Raw genomic sequence first — 22,072 nt, 5'->3', positions numbered from 1 at the left:
CGAGCTTGAATTCGCGGCTGTGTAGTCGTCCGGGCATGGTCGGTCTCCCTCCATCTGTTGATCAGCCTACGGGCTGACCGGGGCGACATGCCTTGCTCCTCTGTCCGCGTTTTGGGGTTCACTCCAGGACGATCTAACTGACCCCTGAATGGCTTATGCCAAAAGCGCAGGGGGTTCAGTCCTCATTTCTCGTTTAGAGTTGCCTGTGGATTGCCTTTTCAGGCGCGCGGTTCCCGGCGGTGGGTTAACCTGCACCGTATGACCGGGAATGTCGTGGGGGTGCTGCTGGCAGCGGGGCGGAGTACCCGCATGGGACAACCCAAGCAAGTGTTGCCGCTGCAGGGCAAGGCACTGGTGCGCCACGCAGCCGAAGCCATGCAAGCCGCCCCTTACACCGGGCGGCTGGCGGTCATTCCGGCGGGGCCACTGGGCGAGCAGGTGCGCGACGCCCTGACCGGCCTGAACTTTCAGTGCACCGAGAACCCGGATCCGGCGCGGGGCCTGATGTCGTCTTTCCGGCAGGCAGCCCGCGAACTGTCCGGCGGTGACCTGCTGGGCGTGAATTTCGTGCTGGCCGACATGCCGCTGCTGACCCCGAATGTTCACCGGGTAATGATCGAGACCTTCCTGACCTCCGGCGGCCCGGAAGCCACCAGCGTGAGCGGCGTGCTTCCCCTGTCTGCTTACGCGCCGCTGGTGCTGGCCGAGTACGGTGCGGGCGAGGACGTGGTTCGTGCCCCGCCCCACCTGTTCCGGGCGGACCTGCTGCCCCTCATGCTGCAACTGCCGGATGCCGACCACGGCCCCCGCAGCCTGGTGCAGGAATACGCCGCGCAGGGCCTGGCGGTGCACTTCCCGAAAAACCTGCTGCTGGACATCGACACGCCCGGGGCGCTGGCGCAGGCCGAGGAACAGGGCTGGGCGCAGCTGTAAAGCTGGCCAACAGCCGCGACCCCTGACCCTGCGGCTGTTACGCTGGGGCATGTTGCACAGTGACAGGTTCCACGCTGAGAAACGGCTTCAGGCCCAGGCGCTGCTGGCTCCCGGTGAGCTGTGGGTCATCGCGGCCCGCGAGTCCAAGGAACGCCCGGAACCCGTCCTGAAGCTGCTGGCGGACGTGAACGTGACCTGGGACAGCCTGTTTCTGCTGAGCCGGGACGACGCGGCGGCGATCGTGGGGCGCTTCGATGCCGACGCCGTGCCGGACGGTTGGCGCGTGCGCCCCTACGACGCGGACTTGACAGGCGTGCTCAACGAGGAGTTGCGCACCTTCCAGCCCCGGCGCGTGCTGGTGAACATCAGTGAAACCGACCCGCTGTGCGATGGCCTGACGGTGGGCCTGTACCGCCGCCTGCAGGGGTGGTTCGCCCCGCAAGAACTGCACAGCGCCGAGCACCTGCTGGGGCAACTGCGCAGCGTCAAAACCCCCGCAGAGCAGCAGGCCCTGCGGGAGGCCGTGGACGTGGCTGAGGCGCACCTGGAAGCCCTGCGCCATGCCCTTCGGCCTGGCTGGACGGCACCCGACGTGGTGAAGTTCATGCATGAACGATGCGCCGCAGTGGAGGGCGAACCGTCCTGGGGCTGGAGTTCCTGCCCGAACGTTCACATCGGCCCGCAGGCCCGGCCCTCTCACGCGCTGTCGGCGGACACGCAGCCACTGGAGCCGGGCATGCTGCTGCACATCGATTACGGTGTGAGGTTGCCGCACGGGTACTGCTCGGACATTCAGCGTACCTACTACCTGCCCCGTGACGGTGAGGGGATTCCCAGCGAAGTACAACAGGCGTTTGGCGCCTGCTGGCAGGCCATCGAGGAAGGGGCCAACACCCTGCGCCCTGGCGTTCCCGGGTGGCAGGTGGACGCCGCCGCCCGCGCTACCCTGGTCAGCCTGGGTTACCCGGAGTACCAGCACGCCCTGGGCCACGGGCTGGGCCGCGCCACGCACGACGGCGGGACGCTGCTGGGGCCACGCTGGCCGCGTTACGGCGCGGCGGTGGAAGGTCAGGTGCGCGTGGGCGAGGTGTACACCCTCGAACTCGGCACCTTCGTGGAGGGATACGGGTTCGTCGGCCTGGAGGAAGACGTGGTGGTTCAGGAAAACGGCCTGACGTGGCTGTCGCAGCGGCAGAACAAGTGAAACTGCTGCCCATCACGGCATCATAATACGGGTCTCAACTCTATTCCGCCCATCCGGGAACAGCACCCGAATGTCCTCTGCTGCGCAGCTTTACAAGTCTACGCCGTCCAGACCCGTATTTTTCTCCTTCTCACTCCGTTCGGAAAAATACATTGGATGCGCAATCTATTTTTCGGAGTGGTAGTAAGTCACTTCTTTCTGTCCGGAGGCTGGACGCCGAACGGGGTTTTCAGGAAGTTGATGGCTTCATCCAGCGCCTGAACGCCCCGACTGTTATCGGGTTTCCCGGTGGCTTTGCCCGTCACCGCGAACTGGAACTCGGTGGTGGGTTCGGGCGAGAACTGCACGTCGATGCTCAGGCCGTGCCCATCGGACAGTCCAGCGCGGCGCGTGAGTTGCGCCAGCACCACGGGCGTGCCTCCCTGTCCGCGAGACCACACCCTGATGCCCTGGGGCCGCAGCAGATCTAAGGGCGAGAGCATCGGCCTGTCGTCCTCGCCGCGCGGGTCGGGGCGCAGGATCTGCATGGGCAACACAGCCCAGAGTTGCTGGTGCTGGCGGTTGTTCTCGATCTGCCGGGAAATTTGCGCGTACATCTTGGACACCAGTTCACCGCTGGGGGCCGTGACGGTGAAGGTCAGGCCGGGGGCCAGGTGCGACCCGCCGCGCATGGTCAGGGTCACCGTTCCGGTCAGTTCCTCCGGGCGCAGTTCGTCGCGGGGTTTGCCGGGGTAAGTGACCTGCACGCCCCCGGAATTGCCTTTCAGCGAGGTGGCCCGCGTGCCCTTCTTCTCGGCGCGGTCGGCCAGCACGTTCAGAATGCCGGTCACGACATGAACGGGCGTGCGCGGCGGTAAGGTTCCTTCCAGTGACATTCGCAGTAACGAAGGCAACTGCGGGTGGCGGCCCTTCACCAGCTTCAATTCCTTCAGGTACGCCCAGTCCTGCGGCGCGAACGAATCCTCACCGCCCGCGCTGACGGCCTCCATGCCCCCGGTGGCGGCCACCACAAGTTCCTGGTCGAAACTGTTCTCGATCTGCTCGGCGTAGGTCAGCCAGTCAGGGAAGAAGGCCACCCCGAACGACTCGCCCATGTCGCCCATGACGGTCGCGTACAGCGACTGCCGCTCGCCACCCTCGTCCGTCCACGACGCGAACAGCGGTTTGTCCGGCGGCAGCACCTCCCACGCGCCCGCCTCCATGAAGCGCGTGAAAGCCCGCACGTACTCGCGCACCACGTCCGGTTCCAGGCCCACCAGAAACGGCTTCGCCGTGAACTGCTCACGCTGGCTGGCGGCCTGGGCGTCCATCTGCGCCCGGCTATGCGCCACCATCTCCAGCACTTCCGGCGCGGTCTCGTGAACGACCTGCACGCCCGAATCCCGCAGCACGTTTCCCAGGCTGAAGGCCCACTGCATGTCCGGCACCCGCAGCGCCGCCGGGCGGTACGCGGGCACGTCGTGCGGCCCCTCGGACAGCACCTGAAGCACCATCAGCTCGGCTTCCTCGGGGTCTTCCGCCAGCTCGAACAGCGCGGGTTCCGACCCTTCGGGCGTCAGGATCAGCAGCATCAGCGGCGCGTCTTCCCCCGCCTCCGGCGGCACCAGCTCGGCGGGCAGCGGCAGTGGCACCACCAGCCAGCTCACCTCCGGGTGCTGCGGCAGCGCCCCGATCTGCTCCAGCAGCGCCTCGGGGTCGTAATACCCTTCGTCCTGCCCACCCGGCAACAGGCTGAAGAAATCCAGTTCGTCATCAGAAGGAAATTTCGGCATGGACACAGTTTAACGGCCCAGCATGAACCCCCCGTGCAAGACCCGCCCGTCAACCCGGAAGACCCGGTCACGCCGGGCAGCCCCCCACCCCCCATCAGCTAGACCAGCCCCCACCCCAGCACCAGCCGAGGCGGGCGCTTGAAGCGTGCGGGGTGCGCCGTTCGGTGGCATCCGGTTTCTACCCGCAGCAATCTTCGTGACCCTGGGGGGAAGTTGCAGCCTTTTATTGCCTGACAGGTCGGAGAGTTGGCCGGAAAGGAAACTGGATTGCTCACCGCGTCCCGCCTGATCGTCCCCACGGCATAAACAACGCCCCCGACCCCGCCTGCATCCTTATGTACCCTTTATTCAGCAGCAGCCCGCGCGGGCGGGTGCGCGAGTCACGAGGAAGGGGTGCAGATGAATCACGATGGAAACACGGTGACTCCCCAGGCGGGGTTGCCCGCGACACCGACCGAAATTACTCAGGCCGAAATCACGCAGGCACAGCAGCACGGCCTGTACGCCGGACAGGAACACGACGCCTGCGGGGTGGGCTTCGTGGCTCACATAGGGGGTGAGAAGCGGCACGACATCGTCACGCAGGGGCTGAAGATTCTGGAGAACCTGGATCACCGTGGCGCAGTGGGCGCCGATCACCTGATGGGAGACGGCGCGGGGATTCTGATTCAGGTACCGGACGAGTTTTACCGGGCGGAGATGGCGCGGCAAGGCGTGATGCTGCCCCCCCCGGGCGATTACGGCGTGGGCATGATCTTTCTGCCCAAAGAAATTGCCTCGCGCCGGGCGTGCGAGCAGGAGCTGGAGCGGGCGGTGGTGGCCGAGGGGCAACTGGTGCTGGGCTGGCGCGACGTGCCGGTCAACCGCGAGATGCCCATGAGTCCGGCGGTGAAGGCCAAAGAACCCGTGATCCGCCAGATTTTCATCGGGGCGGGGGCGGACACGCTGGTGCCGGACGCGCTGGAGCGCAAGCTGTACGTGATCCGCCGCCGGGCCAGTAACGCCATCATGGGCCTGAATTTCACGCACGGGCAGGAGTATTACGTGCCGTCCATGTCGTGCCGCACGGTCATTTACAAGGGGCTGCTGCTCGCGCCGCAGGTCGGCGAGTACTACCTGGACTTGCAGGATGAGCGGGTGGTGTCGGCTCTGGCCCTGGTTCACCAGCGCTTTTCCACGAATACCTTCCCGGAGTGGCGACTGGCGCACCCCTACCGCATGGTGGCGCATAACGGCGAGATCAACACGGTCAAGGGCAATTTCAACTGGATGCGGGCGCGTGAAGGGATCATGTCCAGCCCGGTGTTCGGGGATGACCTGAAGAAGCTGTACCCGATTTCCTTCGAGGGCGAGTCGGATACGGCCATTTTCGACAACGCTATTGAGCTGCTGACGCTGGCCGGGTACCCGATGGCGCAGGCCGCCATGATGATGATTCCCGAAGCCTGGGAGCAGAACACGCTGCTGGACGACCGCCGCCGCGCCTTCTACGAGTACCACGCCTCCATGATGGAACCCTGGGATGGCCCCGCCGCGATGGTGTTCACCGACGGGCGGCAGATCGCGGCCACGCTGGACAGGAACGGCCTGCGCCCGGCGCGTTACATCCAGACACGCGACAACCTGGTGGTGCTGGCCTCGGAGACGGGCGTGCTGCCCATCCCGGAGAGCAAGATCACCAAGAAGTGGCGCTTACAGCCGGGGAAGATGTTCCTGATCGACCTGGAGCAGGGCCGCATCGTCGAGGACGACGAACTGAAGTTGCAGTTCGCGCAGGCCAAGCCGTACCGCCAGTGGGTCGAGAACACGAAATTCCGCCTGGACGACAGCGACGATACCGGGGATGTCGGCGAGTTCAGCGAGTCCCTGCTCAAACGCCAGCAGGCGTTCGGGTACAGTCAGGAAGACCTGAAGTTCCTGATGGGGCCGATGGCGAAGTCGGGTGAGGAAGGCATCGGCAGCATGGGGAACGACTCGCCGCTGGCGGTGCTGTCGCAGCGCAGCAAGCCCCTGTTCAACTACTTCCGGCAACTGTTCGCGCAGGTCACCAACCCGCCCATCGACCCCATCCGCGAGGCAGTGGTGATGTCGCTGGTGTCCTTCGTGGGGCCGCGCCCCAACATCCTGGACATCAACAACGTGAACCCGGCCATGAGGTTGGAGGTCGAGCAGCCCATCCTGGACTTCGATGACATGGCCCGCGTGCGCCACATCGGGGAACATACGCGCGGCAAGTTCAAGGCTTTCGACCTGGACATCACGTACCCCGCCGAGTGGGGGAAAAACGGCATCGAGGCGAAGCTGGCGACCATCAACGCCTGGGCGGTGGACGCCATCGAGTCCGGGCACAACATCATCATCCTGACCGACCGGCGGATGGACAGGGAACGCGCCCCGATTCCCTCGCTGCTGGCGCTGAGCAGCGTGCATCACCACCTGGTGAAGAAGGGCCTGCGCATGAAGGTGGGTCTGGTGGTGGAGACCGGGGATGCCCGCGAGGTGCATCACTTCGCTGCGCTGGCGGGGTACGGCGCGGAGGCCATTCACCCGTACCTGGCGCTGGAAACGGTGATGGATCTGCACCGCAGCGTGCCGGGGATGCCCGACCTGAGCGAGCTGACGCCGGAAAAGGCCGTCTACAACTACATCAAGGCGATTGGCAAGGGCCTGTCCAAGATCATGTCCAAGATGGGCGTCAGCACGTACATGAGTTACTGCGGCGCACAGCTCTTCGAGGCGGTCGGGCTTAAGGAAGATTTCGTGCAGAAATACTTCTACGGCACGGCGTCGAAGGTGGGCGGCATCGGCGTGTTCGAGGTGGCGGAAGAAGCCCTGCGCCTGCACACCGCCGCGTTCAGCGAAGACCCGCTGCTGGCGCACGATCTGGATGCCGGGGGCGAGTACGCGTGGCGGGCGCGGGGCGAGGAGCACATGTGGACGCCCGACGCGATTGCCAAGTTGCAGCACAGTGTCCGCAGTGGCCAGTTCAGCACGTATGAGGAGTACGCCCGCATCATCAACGACCAGAGCAAGCGCCAGATGACCCTGCGCGGCCTGTTCGACTTCAGGACGGACGGCGTGCAGAGCATCCCGCTCGACGAGGTGGAACCGGCGGCAGAAATCGTCAAACGCTTTGCCACGGGTGCGATGAGCCTCGGTTCCATCTCGACGGAAGCGCACTCGACGCTAGCCATTGCCATGAACCGAATTGGCGGGAAGTCCAACACGGGCGAGGGCGGCGAAGACCCGGCCCGCTACGAGCGCGAACTGCGCGGCGAGGGGATCAGTGAAGGCGAGTCGCTGGCCTCCATCCTCGGCGGCAGCCGCGTCGAGGTGGATTACCCCTTGCAGCCGGGCGATTCGCTGCGCAGCAAGATCAAGCAGGTGGCCTCGGGGCGTTTCGGCGTGACCACCGGCTACCTGATGTCCGCCGACCAGATTCAGATCAAGATGGCGCAGGGTGCGAAACCCGGCGAGGGCGGGCAACTGCCGGGCGGGAAGGTCAGCGAGTACATCGGCTTCCTGCGCCACAGCGTGCCGGGCGTGGGGCTGATCTCGCCGCCGCCGCACCACGACATCTACAGCATTGAAGACCTGGCGCAACTGATTCACGACCTCAAGAACGTGAACCCCCGCGCCGACATCTCGGTGAAACTGGTGTCGGAAGTGGGCGTGGGCACCATCGCGGCGGGCGTGGCGAAGTGCAAGGCCGACCACATCGTCATTGCCGGGCACGACGGCGGCACCGGGGCGAGTCCCTGGAGCAGCATCAAGCACGCCGGGACACCCTGGGAACTGGGCCTGGCCGAGACGCAGCAGACGCTGGTGCTGAACAGATTGCGTGACCGGGTGCGGGTGCAGACCGACGGACAACTGAAGACCGGGCGCGACGTGGTGATCGCGGCGCTGCTGGGCGCGGACGAGTTCGGCTTCGCCACCGCGCCGCTGGTCGCCGAAGGCTGCATCATGATGCGCAAGTGCCACCTGAACACCTGCCCGGTGGGTGTGGCGACTCAAGACCCCGTTCTACGTGCGCGTTTTCAGGGCAAGCCGGAACACGTCATCAACTACTTCTTCTTCGTGGCCGAGGAAGCCCGCCAGCTGATGGCGCAGCTCGGCATCCGTAAATTTGACGACCTGATCGGGCGCAGTGACCTGCTGGACATGCGCCGGGGCCTGGAACACTGGAAGGCGCAGGGGCTGGACTTCTCACGCATCTTCTACCGCGCTCCCGAACTGCCCGACAGCGTGGGCCGCCGCCACCTGGAAATGCAGGATCACGGCCTGGGGAATGCCCTTGACCTGCACCTGATCGAGAAGTGCCGCCCCGCCATCGAGAGGGGCGAGAAGGTGCACTTCCTTCAGGACATCCGCAACGTGAACCGCTCGGTGGGCGCGATGCTCTCCGGCGAACTGATCCGCCAGCGCCCGGAAGGCCTGCCCGACCACACCGTGTTCATTCAGATGGAAGGAAACGGCGGGCAGAGCTTCGGGGCATTCCTGGCGCCCGGCATCACCCTGTACGTCATCGGAGATGCCAACGACTACACCGGGAAGGGCCTCAGTGGCGGGCGCGTCGTCGTGCGCCCCAGCATCGAATTCCGGGGCCGCGCCGCCGAGAATATCATCGTGGGGAACACCGCCCTGTACGGCGCGACTTCCGGCGAAGCGTACTTCCGGGGCGTGGCAGGTGAACGGTTCGCCGTGCGCCTCAGCGGGGCCAGCGCCGTCGTGGAAGGCACCGGCGACCACGGCTGCGAGTACATGACCGGCGGCACCGTCGTGGTTCTGGGCAAGACCGGACGGAACTTCGCGGCGGGCATGTCGGGCGGCGTCGCCTACATCTACGACGTGGACGGGCAATTCGAGAAACGCTGCAACCACAGCATGGTCAGCCTCCACAAAGTCCAGCCCGAAGACGAACAGATGCAGGCCGCCGACCCCCGTGCCCTGCACGGCGGTAAGAGCGACGAAGCGCACCTGCGCCAGCTCATCGAAGCGCACCACCGCTGGACAGGGTCGGGACGCGCCAGCGACATTCTCGACGACTGGGACAATGCCCTGAAGAAATTCATCAAGGTCTTCCCCACCGAGTACCAACGGGCGCTGCGGGAACGCTCTCAGCCCAAAACCAGCACTGCCGAAGAAGGCACCGTGCAGGCCGCCGACACCACGTCCATGAAAGCAGGCAAGGCCAAGAAGGGCGGACAAGGGACGCTCACGAAGTAAGCCCGCTCCAGGGGAGAACGACTCGCACAGCGCGAGACGAGGGCCTTTTTCCGAACCCGGTTCCCTTGCTTCCTTTTCACCCACCACTGACCACTTACCGGAGGGCCTCATGTCCAAAATCACTGGTTTTCTAGAGCAGCCGCGCGTGAAGGAGAAGTACGCCGCGCCGGATGCGCGTCTGAAGCATTACCGTGAGTTCGTCGAGCCGCTTCAGGGCGAGGCGGCCCGCAGGCAGGCGGTTCGTTGCATGGATTGCGGCATTCCGTTCTGTAACAACGGGTGTCCGGTCAACAACATCATTCCTGATTTCAACAATCTGGTGTATCAGGACGACTGGCAGGCGGCGCTGGAGACGCTGCACAGCACGAACAATTTCCCGGAGTTCACGGGGCGCATCTGCCCCGCGCCGTGCGAGGCGGCGTGCGTGCTGAACATCAACTCCGATCCGGTGGGCATCAAGTCCATCGAGTTGAGCATCATCGAGCGGGGCTGGCAGGAGGGGTGGGTCACGCCTCAGCCGCCTGCGGTCAAGACCGGGAAGAAGGTGGCGGTGGTGGGTTCCGGCCCGGCAGGGCTGGCGGCGGCGCAGCAACTCGCCCGCGCCGGGCATGACGTGACGGTGTTCGAGAAGAACGACCGCGTGGGCGGGCTGCTGCGTTACGGCATCCCCGACTTCAAGATGGAGAAGCACCACATCGACCGCCGCGTGGCCCAGATGGAGGCCGAGGGCGTGACCTTCCGCACGGGCGTGCTGGTGGGCGCGTGGGACGAGAAGAGCAAGGTCACGAACCTGAGCAGGCAGACCGTTTCCCCGCAGGAACTCCAGCAGGAGTTCGACGCCGTGCTGCTGGCGGGCGGCTCGGAAATGCCGCGCGACCTGCCCGTGAAGGGCCGCGAGCTGAGCGGCGTTCACTTCGCCATGGAGTTCCTGCCGGGGCAGAACCGCGTGAACGCCGGGGACAAGTTCAAGGGCCAACTGCGGGCCGACGGGAAAAACGTCATCGTGATCGGCGGGGGCGACACGGGCAGCGACTGCGTGGGCACCAGCAACCGCCACGGCGCGAAAAGCGTGACCCAGTTCGAGGTCATGCCCCAGCCTCCCGAGCAGGAGAATAAGCCGCTGGTGTGGCCCTACTGGCCGCTGAAGCTGCGCACCAGCACCAGCCACGAGGAAGGGGCCACGCGCGAGTTTGCCATTGCCACCAAGGAATTTATCGGCAAGGGCGGCAAGCTCACGGGCGTCAAGACCGTCCGCATCGAGCTGAAGGACGGCAAGCTGGAAGAGGTCGCGGGCAGCGAGGAAACCCACCCCGCCGACCTGGTGCTGCTGGCGATGGGCTTCACCAACCCCATGAGTCCCGTGCTGGAAGCTTTCGGCGTGCAACAGGACGCCCGTGGTAACGCGCAGGCCACGACGGACGAGGGCGGGTACGCCACCAACGTGGAAGGCGTGTTTGCCGCTGGGGACATGCGGCGGGGCCAGAGCCTGGTCGTGTGGGCCATCCGCGAAGGCAGGCAGGCGGCCCGCAGCATCGACCAGTACCTCATGGGAACCAGCGTCTTGCCGCGCTGAGAAAGGGATTTTTAGAGGCGGGCGGCGTGGGCTGCCCGCTTTTCACCACAAACCAAAGTGTGGGCGAATGCTTATCGTTTCCAGCACAGGGTAAGGCGAGACCCAACTACGAACGGACAGCATGAAAGTCAGCCCGTTCAAAAACAACGTCGGCAGCAGCATCAGCCAGGACACGCCCCGGATGATCCGACGCTGCTCATTCCGTAAACGAGGCCAGAAGCGCCACGCCAGCGAGGTCAACAACAGCGTGTAAAACAATTTAGTGAGGCAACGCGAAAGACAAGGGCAGGATGGCAGTTAGCCAGAAACGAGAGAAGGTCACGGGCGGCACCATAACCCCGTGACCTTCTCTTGAAATCCGCCGGAAGGTCTATTTATCTTCGGTCAGCGCAAATCCCTTGCTGAACTGCTCTTGCAACAGCGTGAACACGATCAGGGGCGGGAGCATGGTCACAATCGCTCCGGCCATGACGGCTCCCCAGTCGGTCTGTCCGCCCACCTCGATGAGTTTGCGCAGGCCGACCTGCACCACCTGTTTGTCGTCTTTTTGCATGATGACCAGGGGCCAGATGTACTGATCCCAGGCGTACACGAACTGAATCACGGCCAGGGCACCGACGGTGTTCCAGCTCATGGGCACCAGCACGGCGGTCAGGAAGCGCAGCGGGCCGCAGCCGTCGATGCGGGCGGCGTCGGCCAGGGACGCGGGGATGTTCATGAAGTGTTGCCGGAACAGGAACGTTCCCGTGGCACTCGCCAGAAATGGGATGATGATGGCCTGGTAGGTGTCGGCCCACTTCAGGTCGCGGCTGACCAGGTCGAAGAGGGCAATGATCAGCACCTCGGTGGGCAGCATCAGCGAGAGCAGCACCAGCACGAAGGCCGCGCCCTTGAGGGGAAACCGGAAGTACACGAAGGCCAGCGCGGCCAGCAGGCTCAGGATGGTTTTTCCGGTGGTGACGCAAAAGGCGACAATGAGGCTGTTGAGCATGTACCGCCCGAGGTGCGCGTCCGTCCAGACGTTCCGCAGGTTGTCGAGGAACGCGCCGCCGGGCATCAGTTTGGGGCTGAGCACGTCGCTGCTGACCTGGGTGGACTTGATGACGGCGAAGATCAGGGGCGCACTGACGAGGAATACGGCGAGGCTGAGGGCCGCGTGCGTTTTCCATTCCCCGCGATGCCTGGAACTGTGGGGCCGGGAACTATGCGCCATAATGCACCCGCTTCTCGCCCAGGCGGAACTGCATCCAGGTGACGAACGCCACCAGCGCCAGCATCAGCGCGGCCTGCGCGGCGGCGGCCCCGGTTTTGAAGTTCACGAAGCCGTCCTGATAAAGCTGGTACACCAGAAAAGTGGTGATTCCGGCGTTGTGGTAGTACGGCCCGCCCCGCGTCAGGATGTCCGTCAGGGCGAACGAGTCGAACAGCGCGGAGATGATGTTGGTGAACACCAGAAAGAAGGTGATGGGCGTCAGCAGCGGAAACGCGACCTTCCAGAACACCTGCGCGGGACTGGCCCCGTCGATCTCGGCGGCTTCCATCACGTCGCCCGGCAGGTTCTGAATGCTGGCCAGGTAAAAGACGATGTTGTACGCCAGGCCCTTCCAGATGGCGGCCAGCGTCACCAGCCCGAAGGCCAGCAGGGGCGTGTCCAGCCAGCGCGGCTTGACGTGGAAGGCGGCCCCCAGCATCTGGTTCACCACGCCGATCTCCGGGTTGAACAGGAAAAGCCACAGCGTCCCGGCAATGGCGGGACTCAGCGCATACGGGTAAATGAGCAGCAGGCGGTAGGTTTTCGCCCCGCGAATGGGCCGACTCGCCAGCCACGCCAGCGTAATGGACAGCAACAGGCCCAGGCTCACGGTCAGCAGCATGAAGATGAAGGTCTGCAACGCCACCTGTCGGTAAGCGGGACTGCTGAGTAACTCCGCGAAGTTCGCCAGACCCACGAAACGCTCGGTTCCCAGGATCACGTTGGCCTTGTAAGCCGCGAGTTTCAGGGTGCGCAGGGCGGGCAGGTAGATGAACACGGCCAGGATCAGCAGGGTGGGCAGCAGGAACACCCAGGGCAGCGCGACTCCCTTGAACACGGCGCGTTCCTCGCCGTTATCAGGCGCGGCCTGACGGGGTTTGATCATGAAAAGCCTCCGGCTTGGTCAGTGGTCAGTAGAAAGTGGTCAGTAGGAAGTGGTCAGTAGGAAGTGGTCAGTAGGAAGTGGTCAGTGGGAAAGGAAGGGTGGGATGACGTTTCCTCTCTCCCCCAAACGCTTGATCCGCACCCGGATACAGGGCGCGGACTCGGCGGTTAACGCGATTTCACGAGCGGGGTGGAGGGCAGGGGCACACTGCCGCGCCGGGCTGACGAAACCGCAGCGGAACGTCAAAAAAGTGAGGGCCGGAACGCGGTGGGCGGGGGCTGGTGTTTCCACTCAGCACTGCCCACCCACCACTCCCCGTTCACTTGAAGTTGGCGTTGTACTCGGCCAGGGCGGCGTCGGCGCGGGCCTTGGTGTCCTTCATGGCGTCGGCGACGGGGGTGCCGTTCAGGACTTTCTGAATGCCTTCCTCGACGATCTTGCGGGTCTGGATGGCCGCGCCGTTCAGGCCGCCGGCGGTAGCGGGGCTGGGCACGGTCTTGGTGAGCTGGTTGAAGGCCACCAGTTGCAGCGGGCTTTGCGTGAACCAGCCCTGCTTGCGCAGCAGCGCGATGCTGCTCTGGCGCACCGGGTAGTAGCCGGTCAGCTTGTGCCAGTCGGCCATGTTCTGGGTGTTGGTCATGTACAGCGCAAAGTCCAGCGCGGCCTCGGCCTGCGCCTTGCTGATGTTCTTGGGAATCCACAGGCTGGCCCCGCCAATCACCACGCCGTTCCGTTTCACGCCGTCGGGGATGGGCAGCACGCCCACGCCCATGTCGAAGCCGTTTTTCTTGGCGGCGTCGCGGTTGTTGCCGATGTCGGCGGTACTGGTGATGTGGAACACGGCCTTCTGGTTGGTGAAGATGGCGTCGCTGCCGTCCCAGTCTTCCAGTTTGCCGCTGTAGGTGTACCACTTGCGGTCGTTCATGGTCTTGAAGAAATCGAAGATCTTCTTCGCGGCGGCGCTGTCGAGGTTGGTGGCGGTGGCGCGGCCCTGGCGGCCGTTGCCGTTGTTCAGGAGGGTCGCGCCCTGCTGAGCCATCCACTGCTCGACAAACCAGCCGTTGAGGCTCATGCCGAAGCAGGTCGCGCCCAGCTTGGCGGCCTCGATCTTGGCGCAGGCTTTCTGAATTCCGGCGAAGGTGGTGGGCGGGGTCTTGGGGTCGAGGCCCGCTTTCTGCATCAGGGTCTTGTTGTAGTACAGCACCGGGCTGCTGCTGTTGAAGGGCAGGCTGTTCACCTTGCCGTTAATGGTGTAGTAGTTGATGACCGGCTTGATGTAATCGCTGAAATCCACATTCTTGACGCCGCTGACCGGCTGGAACATGCCGCTGTCCAGCGCCAGTTGGCTGCCGACCTCGAAAATCTGCACCAGCGCCGGGGCCTTGTTCTGACGTCCGGCCAGAATGGTGGCCTGCAGGCTGTCGTTGTAACTGCCCTTGTAGCTGGGGACGACCTTCACGCCGGGATGGGTCTTGTTGTACTCGTCGGCACGGGCCTGAATCCAGCCGCTGCGCTTGGCGTCCCCGAAGGAATGCCAGAACTCCACGGTGGTTTGCGCGGCGGCCACGGAAGCCATGCTCAGGGTCAGAAGTGCAGTGAGACGTTTCATGTTTCTCCTTTTCCTTGAAAACCAAGCTGAGAAGAACCTTCAGCACGGGATCTGCCTGAAGTTAGAAAAATAAAGTCAGCCGGTTGTCAAACATTCTACGCTGACAGGACTGGGGCGGCTTAACACGTAGATGTCATGGAAGTGTCAGGCCAAGATGAGTGGCCCGGTCGAATTGAACGTCCTTCCAGGGTCTTCTCTCGCCTCCTCGTCCACAAGAGGCCGTGCAGGTCAGCAAATCAAATTGTTTCTGTGTCAGGTCTTCGTCTGGCTGTCAGCAGCACCTCGGGAAAATTCCCGATCAATGCGTCCACACCCAGCCCGGTAAGGCGCTGCACTTCTGCCACGTCGTTGACGGTCCAGGTGTTCACGCGCCAGCCACGCTGCCGGGCCAGCGCCATGAGTTCCCGGTCGATCAGGCTGAACCGCGGGTGCAGGGCCACGCTGGCAGTCACCTTCATGATGGTCGTGATCAAGGCGGGCGCCAACTCCCTCTCGAACAGGAATCCCCGCTCTATTTCGGGCGCCACCTGCCTGGCCGCCAGCAGATAAAGCGGGTTGAAACTGCTGACCAGTACACGCCGCCCCAGGCCCAGCCCGCGCACCAGGTCAAGCGTGCGCTCTACTCGGTCGTCCGGCCGCCACACCTCGCGTTCCCACTTGAACTCGATGTTGGCGTAAGTGCCGGTGTCCGCCATCCAGGCCAGGAACTCCGGCAGCGTGGGCAGCCACGCCGGCACTTCAGAACGCCGCAAGTCCCGCAGAAACCGCCCATCCGGCAAATGCGCGTCGTGGTGCAGCACCAGCGTTCCGTCCACCAGGCGGCGCACGTCCACCTCCACGCCGTCCAGCCCGGCCGCCAGCGCCGCCTGATAGCCCGGCATGGTGTTCTCACGGAACTGATGAGGCGAACCACGGTGACCTAGCAGGATGGGCGACATGCGTTCAGGGTAAAGGAGGTTACGGGGCGAAGGTGCAGGTTATGGGGAAGAGGAGGACGGCGGTCTTACCCGGCCTTTCCCCAGGCGTAGGCGCACAGCACCGCGAGCTCCGTGACCATGATGATGAATCCGTAACTGTCCCCGGTCAGCCCCCCACCGAGGCGGGAGGCGGCAAAGCGGGCGGTCACGAGTACCGTCAGGAGGCCCACCAGCCACGCCAGCCATGCCCCCGGGAAAAAAAGCGTGGGCAAGGCCAGCAGCAAAGCAATGGCCCCGTTGCCCTGCCTGGAAATGGCTCCCAGGGAGCCGGGACGCGCCGCCGGGTAAAAGTTCATGGGCCACAGCAGCAGCGTCCGGGCCACCACCGCCGCCACCACCGGTGCGAAAAAAGGCAGGGAGCTGCCCAGCAGACTCCACAACGTCAGCAGCGCCAGAACGCCCGTCGCCAGACCGAACGCGCCCACATGCACGTCCTTCAGAATTTCCAGGCGCCGCTGCGGGGATTTCATGACAAACAGGGCGTCCGCGCTGTCCACCAGCCCATCGAAGTGCAGGAGGCCCGTCACCGCCAACCACGCCCCCAGCGCCAGCGCCGCCCGCACGCCGCCTGGCAAAGGCAGCGGCAACCACAGCAGCAGCGCCACCACACCGCCCACCACGAACCCTGCCAGCGGGTAAAAACTACTTGCCCGCGCGAAATCCCCGTCCTCAACCCCTCTCGGCTGCGGAAAAGGCAGGGTCGTCAGAAAGGTCAGGGCCAGCAGCAGGGCACGAAGGTCACGCGGCACAGGCGCCTCTTTTGCCGAAAAGAGAGGCGTGAAGAATACGGCGGGGGCGACGGTGACCCGCTCCTGCTGCGCCACTGTGCCGGGCGCGCTTTAGGTTCCTTCGCTCCGCCCAGCGTGAAGCCCTGGGCGGGCCTCCTGGCCAGCGGCGTTTTCGGCGTTCTCGCTGCCAGAATGTGGAGTTCACGACGGGCTGGACTTCACAGAATGCACGTGAACCTGCGCGGCCACCACCAGCGAAAGCGTGAGCGGGTGGCCCGCCACTTCCACCGTCAGCGTCCCCAGGGCCGTGTCCACGCTCAGGAGCTTCAGCGGAGAGTCGGGCGTCAGGTCCGCCGCCATCAGGGCCCGCAACTGCACCGCGTCGTCGTCCGGCACGCGCGCCACCACCGCCCGCTGCCCCACTGCCAGTTGAGACAGGCGCCGCTCTGCCCGCTCGGGCAACTCGCCCGTGAGCGAGGGAATGGGGTCACCGTGCGGGTCGTGGGTCGGGTCACCCAGCCAGGCGGCGATGCGGGCTTCCAGTTTCTCGCTCAGGGCGTGCTCCAGCCGCTCGGCTTCCTCGTGAACCTCGTCAAGCGGTACGCCCAGCGCCCGGTGCAGAAAAAGCTCCAGCAGCCGGTGATGGCGCAGCACCTCCAGCGCCACCCGCTCGCCTTCCGCCGTGAGTCTCGCCCCCTGATACGGCACGTGAGACACCAGGCCCTGCTCCGTCAGTTTCCGCAGCATACCCGTGGCACTGGCCGGCGCAACGGCCAGCGCGTCCGCTAACGCCTGCGTATTCACCTTGCCCGTCTGCCCCAGCACATACAGGTGCTTCAGGTAATCCTCGGCAGAAGGCGAAAGCGTGCGGGTCATGCCCCCAGTGTACGAATTGGAACGGTGAGGACGGAGTAACGGTGCGGGGATCAGGAGAAGTGGCCGGGCCGGCCCACCCCGCGCGGAACTTTTCCTGCCCACGCATCCTCTAACCTCTGAGGTGACCTTGAGTGATGCCCTTTCGCAACTGGACGACGCGGCCCTCGCCAGGCTGGCCGTGCGCGACGACCACGCCTTCGAGGCGCTGGTGAACCGTCACGCGGCGGGCGTTCACCGGCTGGCGGCGAACACCGTGGGTTCCGGCGCGGCAGACGACGTGGTGCAGGAGGTGTTTATCGCCGTGCATAAAGGCCTGAAAGGCTTCCGGGGCGAGGCGCAGTTCAGCACCTGGCTGCACCGCATCGCCCTGAACGCGTGTTACAAGGCTTTGCAGGCCCGGCAGAACGTTCCTTTCGAGGACGTGCTGGAACCGCCCGCGCCGCACAGCCCGGTACGCAGCAGCGAGCAGGCAGATATCCGTGACCGGCTGGCTGCCGCGTTGCAATCTTTGCCGCAGGAGCAGCGCGAGGCCGTGACCCTGCGCGAGATTTCCGGCCTGGACTACGCCGAGATCGCCGCCGTAACTGGTGCAGAACTGGGCACCGTGAAAAGCCGCATCAACCGGGGCCGCGCCGCCCTGCGCGAGTGGCTTACGCAAGCCGGGTTGAAACCATGAGGGGCGCGGCTGGACTGTGGCAAACGGAAGCTAGAAAGGAAGTGTATGCATAACGACGATCTGGATAAGCAGTTAGAGCATTTGCCAAAAGAACTGCGTTCTTTTGGCCGAGCGGAGCGAGTGAATGGAGACGAGCAGGACGAAGAATGGAGTCATTCGGGGTGCCCTTCCACGGATGACGGAATTCGGAGAACTGCTCTAGACGCTCTTTTTGTCGAAGCCCGCACCGAAACGCCCGCCGATACGGGCGCGGCCGGGCGCTTCCTGGCCGGTCACCGCCAGCGCCAGCGTCATGCCCGCCATGTCCGCGCCGGGTGGCTGTCCGTCTTGACCGCCTGCGCCGCCGCCATCGCTGGTTTCGCCGTACTCAAACCCCTGCCGGACGCCCCCGCCAGCACCGCCTATCAGGTGTACGCCGAGAGCCTGGGGGAGGGCTGGTGAAAAAGGTGATGGGCGGCAGGATTCGGGGAGTAGGAAAAAGGTGGGCTGCTCCCCGCCCTTTCCTCACCTTTGCCTGTTGGCTCGCGGCCCTCTGTGCGGTGCCCAGTGCGTCGGCCACGGACGCAGACGACCTGCTGCGGGCGCTGCAAAAGGCGCGGGCGTGGGAGGCGCGCGGGCAGGTGCAGGTGACGGTGCTGTTTCCGCCGCGCGACGTGCCCACGAAAATGATGGGGAAATTGCCGGTATTGCCACTGCGTCCGGGGGCAGTAGTGAAAACGTTCACGGTGGTGAAGGCCGGGCCGGAGACGCTGGCGGGCCGGGCGGTGACGCGCTTCGAGTTGACGCCCCTGAACGTGGGGGCGGCGCGCTGGCGCCTGTGGGTGGACGACGCCTGGAATGTCCCGCTGGGGTTCGAGGAGCGCGGGGCAGACGGGGCGCTGGCGCGGCAGGCGCTGTTTCAGAAAGTGAATCTTAGGCTGGTCAAGGGGCAAGGCCCGTCCCTGAGTGTCGCGCCGGGGCTCCGCGCGGCGGTGCAGGGGGCCGTGCCGGGGTTGCGTGTTCCGGCGGGGTTCACGCCCGTGAGCGTGCAGCAAAAGGACAGGCGCGTGGAGGTCACGCTGTCGGATGGGCTGAACACGCTGGCGCTGGTGCTGGCCCCAAGAAACGTGAAGGCCGCGCCGGGCGTGGCGTCCCGCCAGGTGGGGGGGCGGTTCGTGTGGCTGGTGGGGAACCTGCCGCAGGAAGCGCTGAAGGCGGCCCTCAGCCAGGTGCGGCGGGTGGACGAATCGGCCCTGGGAACTTTTCTGGCCCCTGCGGCCTCCAAACCTTGAGGTAACCAGATGACCCTGACTCCTTACGCTCAGAACCTGTCCCCGGAGGACGCGGCGCATTTCGTCCGGCGCACACGCTTTGGTGGAACAGATGCCGAAATTCGCGCCCTGGTGGGCAAAGACGCCCGTGCAGTGGCGCGGGCTGCGCTGGACTTCGACCAGACCCGCGCGGCCAGAAACCCCTTCGACCCGGCGACGGGGGCCACCCCGGGGGCCATGATTCAACTGACACGCGCCGGCTGGCTGTACGAGATGATTTACGGCCCGCACCCGCTGCGCGAGAAACTGGCCCTGACCTGGAGCAATCACTTCGTGGTCGGCACCGACAAGGTGCGCAACGAATCGTCGCTGCGGCAGTACCTGACCCTGCTGCGCCGGCACGCCGCCACACGCCGCTTCGAGGAGTTCACGCTGGACGTGGCGAGAACGCCGGCCATGCTGCGTTACCTCGACAACGACCAGAACAGGAAAGGAAAACCGAACGAGAATTTCTCGCGCGAGTTGCTGGAGCTGTTCACCACCGGCATCGGCCATTACACCGAGAAGGACGTGCAGGAGGGGGCCCGCGCCCTGAGCGGCTGGACATTCACGGGCGGACGCGGAAATAAGAATTTTCTGGAGGAAGCCCGCTTCGAGTATCAGAAAAACCGCCACGACCCTGGAGAAAAAACGTATCTGGGACAAACCGGGAAGTTCGAGCCGCAGGATATCGTGCGCCTGGCCGCGCAGCACCCGCAAACAGCCGTGTTCATTGCCCGCAAGTTGCACCGCGCTTTCGTGGCCGACACGCCCGACGAAAAGGCCGTGCAGGGCAGCGCCGAGACGTTTCGCCGCACCCACGGCGACCTGCGCGCCGTGCTGGAGGAACTGCTGTCCAGCGAGGCGTTCTACGGCTCACGCCAGCGCATCATTCGCGGCCCGGTGGAGTACATCGTGGGCGCCCTGCGCACGCTGGGCCGCCCGGAACTGGCCGCCAAACGCCTCGTGAACCTCGCTCAACTCTCGGGACGCATGGGCCAGCAGATTCTGGAACCCGACACCGTCAAAGGCTGGGACGGCGGGCGCGAGTGGATCAACGACAGCACCCTGCTGCTCAGGATGAACCTCGCGGCGTCCCTGACCCTCAGCAAAGACGCGCCGCAGGTCAAACCGCCCACGAACCTGGCCCTGACCGGCAGTGAACGCGACCTGCTGCGGGCCGAGCTGGGCAAGCTGAATGACAAGCAGCGCACGTACCTGACGATGATAAGCCCTGAATTTCAGCTGGCGTAGCTGGCGCAAAAGGCCGACGCATAGAGCCAGCACGCAGGGCCATTGGCCGAGTGCAGAAGTAAAAAACACGCTTCTGCCCCCCCAAAAAGTAAAAGCTGAGCCGTCGGCGAGTAGCCATGCGCCAGCAGCAACCCCGGAGGTTTCCCCATGTCCCCAACTCGACGTGATTTTCTTAAATTTTCTGCCCTGGCGGTGGCGGCCACGACCGGTATGCCGGGTTTTCTGGCGCGCGCGGCGGCCCAGGCAGGCGGCGAAAAGACGCTGGTGGTCGTTCAACTTACGGGCGGAAACGACGGGCTGAACACGCTGGTGCCGTACAGCAACGGCGCCTACTACGCGGCGCGCCCCAGAATTGCCGTCAGCCGGCAGGAAGTGCTGCCCCTGACCCCGAACCTGGGCCTGCACCCCAGCCTGAAACCCCTGATGAAGCTGTGGGACGACGGGCAACTGGCCTGGATGGAGAACATCGGTTACCCCAACCCGAACCGCAGTCACTTCGCCAGCATGGCGATCTGGCACACGGCTGACCCCGCGCAGGCGCAAGCGGACGGCTGGATTGGCCGCATTGCCGAGAAAATCGGTGATCCGTTCTGCGCCAGTAACATTGGCGGCACGACCCCGCAGGCCCTTCAGGCATCCGAGTTCACGTTGCCGAGCATCGACCCGCTGGATAATTTTCAAATCAGGGTTCCGGCGAATTTAGAAGGGGCGTTCAACACCATGCTCAGCACCCCGCGTCAGGGCGAGGCCGATTACTTGCGCCGCGCCACGCGCCAGATGATGAAGAACACCGCGCGGGTGCAGGCCAACGTGAAGAAGTACAAAGATGGCGCAGTTTACCCGGACACCCGGTTCGCCCGGCAACTGCGTGACGCGGCCCGCCTGATCGCCGCCGGAGTGGGCCAGCGCGTGCTGTACGTGTCACTGGGCGGCTTCGACACGCACGCCGGGCAACGCGCCGAGCAGGACGAACTCCTCGCCACGCTGGCCGGGGGCCTCAGTGCCTTCCAAAGTGATCTGGAAAAACAGGGCCTGTCCGAGAAAGTCATCGTCATGGGCTTTTCCGAGTTCGGGCGGCGCGTGGCCGAGAACGACAGCGCCGGCACCGACCACGGCAAGGGCAGCGTCATGTTTGCCCTGGGCAAGGGCGTCAAGGGCGGCATTCACGGCGACAGCCCGGATCTGGAGAAACTGTCCGAAGGGGACATCATCTACAAGCAGGACTTCCGGGGTGTGTACGCCGAAGCCCTCAACAAATGGCTGGGCCTCAGCGCCCGCGACATCCTCGGCGGGGACTTCGGGGGGCCGGGGTGGGTGGCGTGAGAGAAGCCGGGACGTTCAGCCGTCGGGCCGCCCTGAGCGCCGCGCTGCTGGCCTTGCTGTTGCCGGTCGCCTTCGCCATGCCGAAGTTCCGCGTGCAGGCCATCGGGCAGTTTCATTACGACCAGGGCAATCCCCTGTGGGAATACGACCGCCGGGTGATGGCGTGTTCGTACTGCCACGTCAAAGAGTCCGGGGGGGCGCCGTGGAATTCGTTCGGGCAGGCACTTCAGGCGCAGTTCCAGGTGGACGCGGCCGGGGGCCAGAAGAACAGGTTTCCGCAGGTGCTGTATGCCCTGCTGAAAGCCCAGCAGGACAGTGACGGCGACGGGTACGCGGACGCGCTGGAAGTGTTCGCCCGAACGCTGCCGGGAGACGCGAAAAGTCAGCCGCAGAAGCCGGTGGCCGAGCTTGAAAAGGCGTTCGAGGCGGCGGGCGGCGTGGAGCAGTACGCTCCATCAAAACCTCAGAAATGAACCTGCCTTCACGCGCTG

General features: G+C 64.9%; 18 protein-coding genes. 11 read left to right on the top strand and 7 right to left on the bottom strand.

Going from position 1 to position 22,072, the window contains the following annotated elements; all coding sequences use genetic code 11:
• Nucleotides 1–258 precede the first annotated feature (258 nt).
• Together E5Z01_RS16030 and E5Z01_RS16025 are read left to right on the top strand one after the other, a co-directional pair.
• Nucleotides 259–933 (top strand): nucleotidyltransferase family protein, encoded by a 675-nt coding sequence (locus E5Z01_RS16030; protein WP_135230278.1) that lies wholly within the window; start codon nucleotides 259–261, stop codon nucleotides 931–933.
• Between the two features lie 49 nt (nucleotides 934–982).
• A complete protein-coding gene (locus E5Z01_RS16025) occupies nucleotides 983–2,137 on the top strand; it encodes a M24 family metallopeptidase (protein ID WP_135230277.1) in 1,155 nt (384 codons plus the stop codon).
• A gap of 188 nt (nucleotides 2,138–2,325) precedes the next feature.
• Here the strand turns inward: E5Z01_RS16025 and E5Z01_RS16020 are convergent, their stop codons facing one another.
• Nucleotides 2,326–3,909 carry a hypothetical protein gene (locus E5Z01_RS16020; RefSeq protein ID WP_135230276.1) on the bottom strand — a complete coding sequence of 528 codons (1,584 nt, stop codon included), beginning with the start codon at nucleotides 3,907–3,909 and terminating at the stop codon, nucleotides 2,326–2,328.
• Nucleotides 3,910–4,308: 399 nt separating this feature from the next.
• Here E5Z01_RS16020 and E5Z01_RS16015 point away from each other — a divergent pair, with 399 nt between their 5' ends.
• The 3 genes from E5Z01_RS16015 (at nucleotide 4,309) to E5Z01_RS20260 (ending at nucleotide 10,964) form a co-directional block, all read left to right on the top strand.
• On the top strand, nucleotides 4,309–9,138 hold the full coding sequence (locus E5Z01_RS16015) for a glutamate synthase-related protein (RefSeq protein WP_135230275.1): 4,830 nt from the start codon (nucleotides 4,309–4,311) through the stop codon (nucleotides 9,136–9,138).
• A 109-nt stretch (nucleotides 9,139–9,247) separates the two neighbouring features.
• A complete protein-coding gene (locus tag E5Z01_RS16010) occupies nucleotides 9,248–10,711 on the top strand; it encodes a glutamate synthase subunit beta (RefSeq protein ID WP_135230274.1) in 1,464 nt (487 codons plus the stop codon).
• A gap of 121 nt (nucleotides 10,712–10,832) precedes the next feature.
• Entirely contained in the window at nucleotides 10,833–10,964 is a 132-nt protein-coding gene (locus tag E5Z01_RS20260) for a hypothetical protein (RefSeq protein WP_276321258.1), read from the top strand.
• Nucleotides 10,965–11,081: 117 nt separating this feature from the next.
• Here E5Z01_RS20260 and E5Z01_RS16005 read toward each other — a convergent pair whose 3' ends face one another.
• The 6 genes from E5Z01_RS16005 to E5Z01_RS15980 form a co-directional block, all read right to left on the bottom strand.
• Nucleotides 11,082–11,924, bottom strand: coding sequence for a carbohydrate ABC transporter permease (locus E5Z01_RS16005; RefSeq protein WP_135230273.1), 843 nt, complete (start codon nucleotides 11,922–11,924; stop codon nucleotides 11,082–11,084).
• Entirely contained in the window at nucleotides 11,914–12,849 is a 936-nt protein-coding gene (locus E5Z01_RS16000; RefSeq protein WP_135230272.1) for a carbohydrate ABC transporter permease, read from the bottom strand. Before E5Z01_RS16000 ends, E5Z01_RS16005 begins: the two co-directional genes overlap by 11 nt.
• 319 nt (nucleotides 12,850–13,168) lie before the next feature.
• A complete protein-coding gene (locus E5Z01_RS15995) occupies nucleotides 13,169–14,458 on the bottom strand; it encodes an ABC transporter substrate-binding protein (protein ID WP_135230271.1) in 1,290 nt (429 codons plus the stop codon).
• A gap of 236 nt (nucleotides 14,459–14,694) precedes the next feature.
• Nucleotides 14,695–15,396 (bottom strand): glycerophosphodiester phosphodiesterase, encoded by a 702-nt coding sequence (locus E5Z01_RS15990; RefSeq protein WP_135230270.1) that lies wholly within the window; start codon nucleotides 15,394–15,396, stop codon nucleotides 14,695–14,697.
• A 65-nt stretch (nucleotides 15,397–15,461) separates the two neighbouring features.
• The gene (locus E5Z01_RS15985) at nucleotides 15,462–16,184 is read right to left on the bottom strand and encodes an adenosylcobinamide-GDP ribazoletransferase (protein ID WP_135230269.1); all 723 of its coding nucleotides are present in this window, start codon (nucleotides 16,182–16,184) and stop codon (nucleotides 15,462–15,464) included.
• Between the two features lie 180 nt (nucleotides 16,185–16,364).
• Entirely contained in the window at nucleotides 16,365–17,039 is a 675-nt protein-coding gene (locus E5Z01_RS15980; protein ID WP_135230268.1) for a metal-dependent transcriptional regulator, read from the bottom strand.
• A 121-nt stretch (nucleotides 17,040–17,160) separates the two neighbouring features.
• On the opposite strand from E5Z01_RS15980, the gene E5Z01_RS15975 reads away from it, so the two are divergent.
• From E5Z01_RS15975 to E5Z01_RS15950, 6 genes are all read left to right on the top strand, one after another.
• Nucleotides 17,161–17,715, top strand: a complete 555-nt coding sequence (locus E5Z01_RS15975) for an RNA polymerase sigma factor (RefSeq protein WP_420810857.1) — start codon at nucleotides 17,161–17,163, stop codon at nucleotides 17,713–17,715.
• A 45-nt stretch (nucleotides 17,716–17,760) separates the two neighbouring features.
• Nucleotides 17,761–18,156: a hypothetical protein gene (locus tag E5Z01_RS15965; protein WP_240738498.1), complete on the top strand. Its 396-nt coding sequence runs from the start codon at nucleotides 17,761–17,763 to the stop codon at nucleotides 18,154–18,156.
• 98 nt (nucleotides 18,157–18,254) lie between these two features.
• Nucleotides 18,255–18,986 (top strand): transcriptional regulator, encoded by a 732-nt coding sequence (locus E5Z01_RS19620; RefSeq protein WP_167757967.1) that lies wholly within the window; start codon nucleotides 18,255–18,257, stop codon nucleotides 18,984–18,986.
• 9 nt (nucleotides 18,987–18,995) lie between these two features.
• Entirely contained in the window at nucleotides 18,996–20,258 is a 1,263-nt protein-coding gene (locus E5Z01_RS15960; protein WP_135230266.1) for a DUF1800 domain-containing protein, read from the top strand.
• 147 nt (nucleotides 20,259–20,405) lie between these two features.
• Nucleotides 20,406–21,581 (top strand): DUF1501 domain-containing protein, encoded by a 1,176-nt coding sequence (locus E5Z01_RS15955; RefSeq protein WP_135230265.1) that lies wholly within the window; start codon nucleotides 20,406–20,408, stop codon nucleotides 21,579–21,581.
• Nucleotides 21,569–22,054: a hypothetical protein gene (locus E5Z01_RS15950; RefSeq protein ID WP_240738496.1), complete on the top strand. Its 486-nt coding sequence runs from the start codon at nucleotides 21,569–21,571 to the stop codon at nucleotides 22,052–22,054. The genes E5Z01_RS15955 and E5Z01_RS15950 overlap by 13 nt, the downstream gene beginning before the upstream one ends.
• Nucleotides 22,055–22,072 lie beyond the last annotated feature (18 nt).

The organism is Deinococcus fonticola (assembly GCF_004634215.1).
Taxonomy (GTDB): Bacteria; Deinococcota; Deinococci; order Deinococcales; family Deinococcaceae; genus Deinococcus; species Deinococcus fonticola.
The sequence above is the reverse complement of the archived record's forward strand: the minus strand, read 5'-3'. Positions and strand labels throughout refer to the sequence as shown.

Coding starts and splice junctions, on each gene's coding strand:
- E5Z01_RS15960 (WP_135230266.1), top strand. CDS start 18,996: ATGACCCTGACTCCTTACGCTCAGAACCTGTCCCCGGAGGACGCGGCG.
- E5Z01_RS16020 (WP_135230276.1), bottom strand. CDS start 3,909: ATGCCGAAATTTCCTTCTGATGACGAACTGGATTTCTTCAGCCTGTTG.
- E5Z01_RS16000 (WP_135230272.1), bottom strand. CDS start 12,849: ATGATCAAACCCCGTCAGGCCGCGCCTGATAACGGCGAGGAACGCGCC.
- E5Z01_RS15955 (WP_135230265.1), top strand. CDS start 20,406: ATGTCCCCAACTCGACGTGATTTTCTTAAATTTTCTGCCCTGGCGGTG.
- E5Z01_RS16025 (WP_135230277.1), top strand. CDS start 983: ATGTTGCACAGTGACAGGTTCCACGCTGAGAAACGGCTTCAGGCCCAG.
- E5Z01_RS15965 (WP_240738498.1), top strand. CDS start 17,761: ATGCATAACGACGATCTGGATAAGCAGTTAGAGCATTTGCCAAAAGAA.
- E5Z01_RS20260 (WP_276321258.1), top strand. CDS start 10,833: ATGAAAGTCAGCCCGTTCAAAAACAACGTCGGCAGCAGCATCAGCCAG.
- E5Z01_RS16010 (WP_135230274.1), top strand. CDS start 9,248: ATGTCCAAAATCACTGGTTTTCTAGAGCAGCCGCGCGTGAAGGAGAAG.
- E5Z01_RS15990 (WP_135230270.1), bottom strand. CDS start 15,396: ATGTCGCCCATCCTGCTAGGTCACCGTGGTTCGCCTCATCAGTTCCGT.
- E5Z01_RS16015 (WP_135230275.1), top strand. CDS start 4,309: ATGAATCACGATGGAAACACGGTGACTCCCCAGGCGGGGTTGCCCGCG.
- E5Z01_RS16005 (WP_135230273.1), bottom strand. CDS start 11,924: ATGGCGCATAGTTCCCGGCCCCACAGTTCCAGGCATCGCGGGGAATGG.
- E5Z01_RS15995 (WP_135230271.1), bottom strand. CDS start 14,458: ATGAAACGTCTCACTGCACTTCTGACCCTGAGCATGGCTTCCGTGGCC.
- E5Z01_RS16030 (WP_135230278.1), top strand. CDS start 259: ATGACCGGGAATGTCGTGGGGGTGCTGCTGGCAGCGGGGCGGAGTACC.
- E5Z01_RS15980 (WP_135230268.1), bottom strand. CDS start 17,039: ATGACCCGCACGCTTTCGCCTTCTGCCGAGGATTACCTGAAGCACCTG.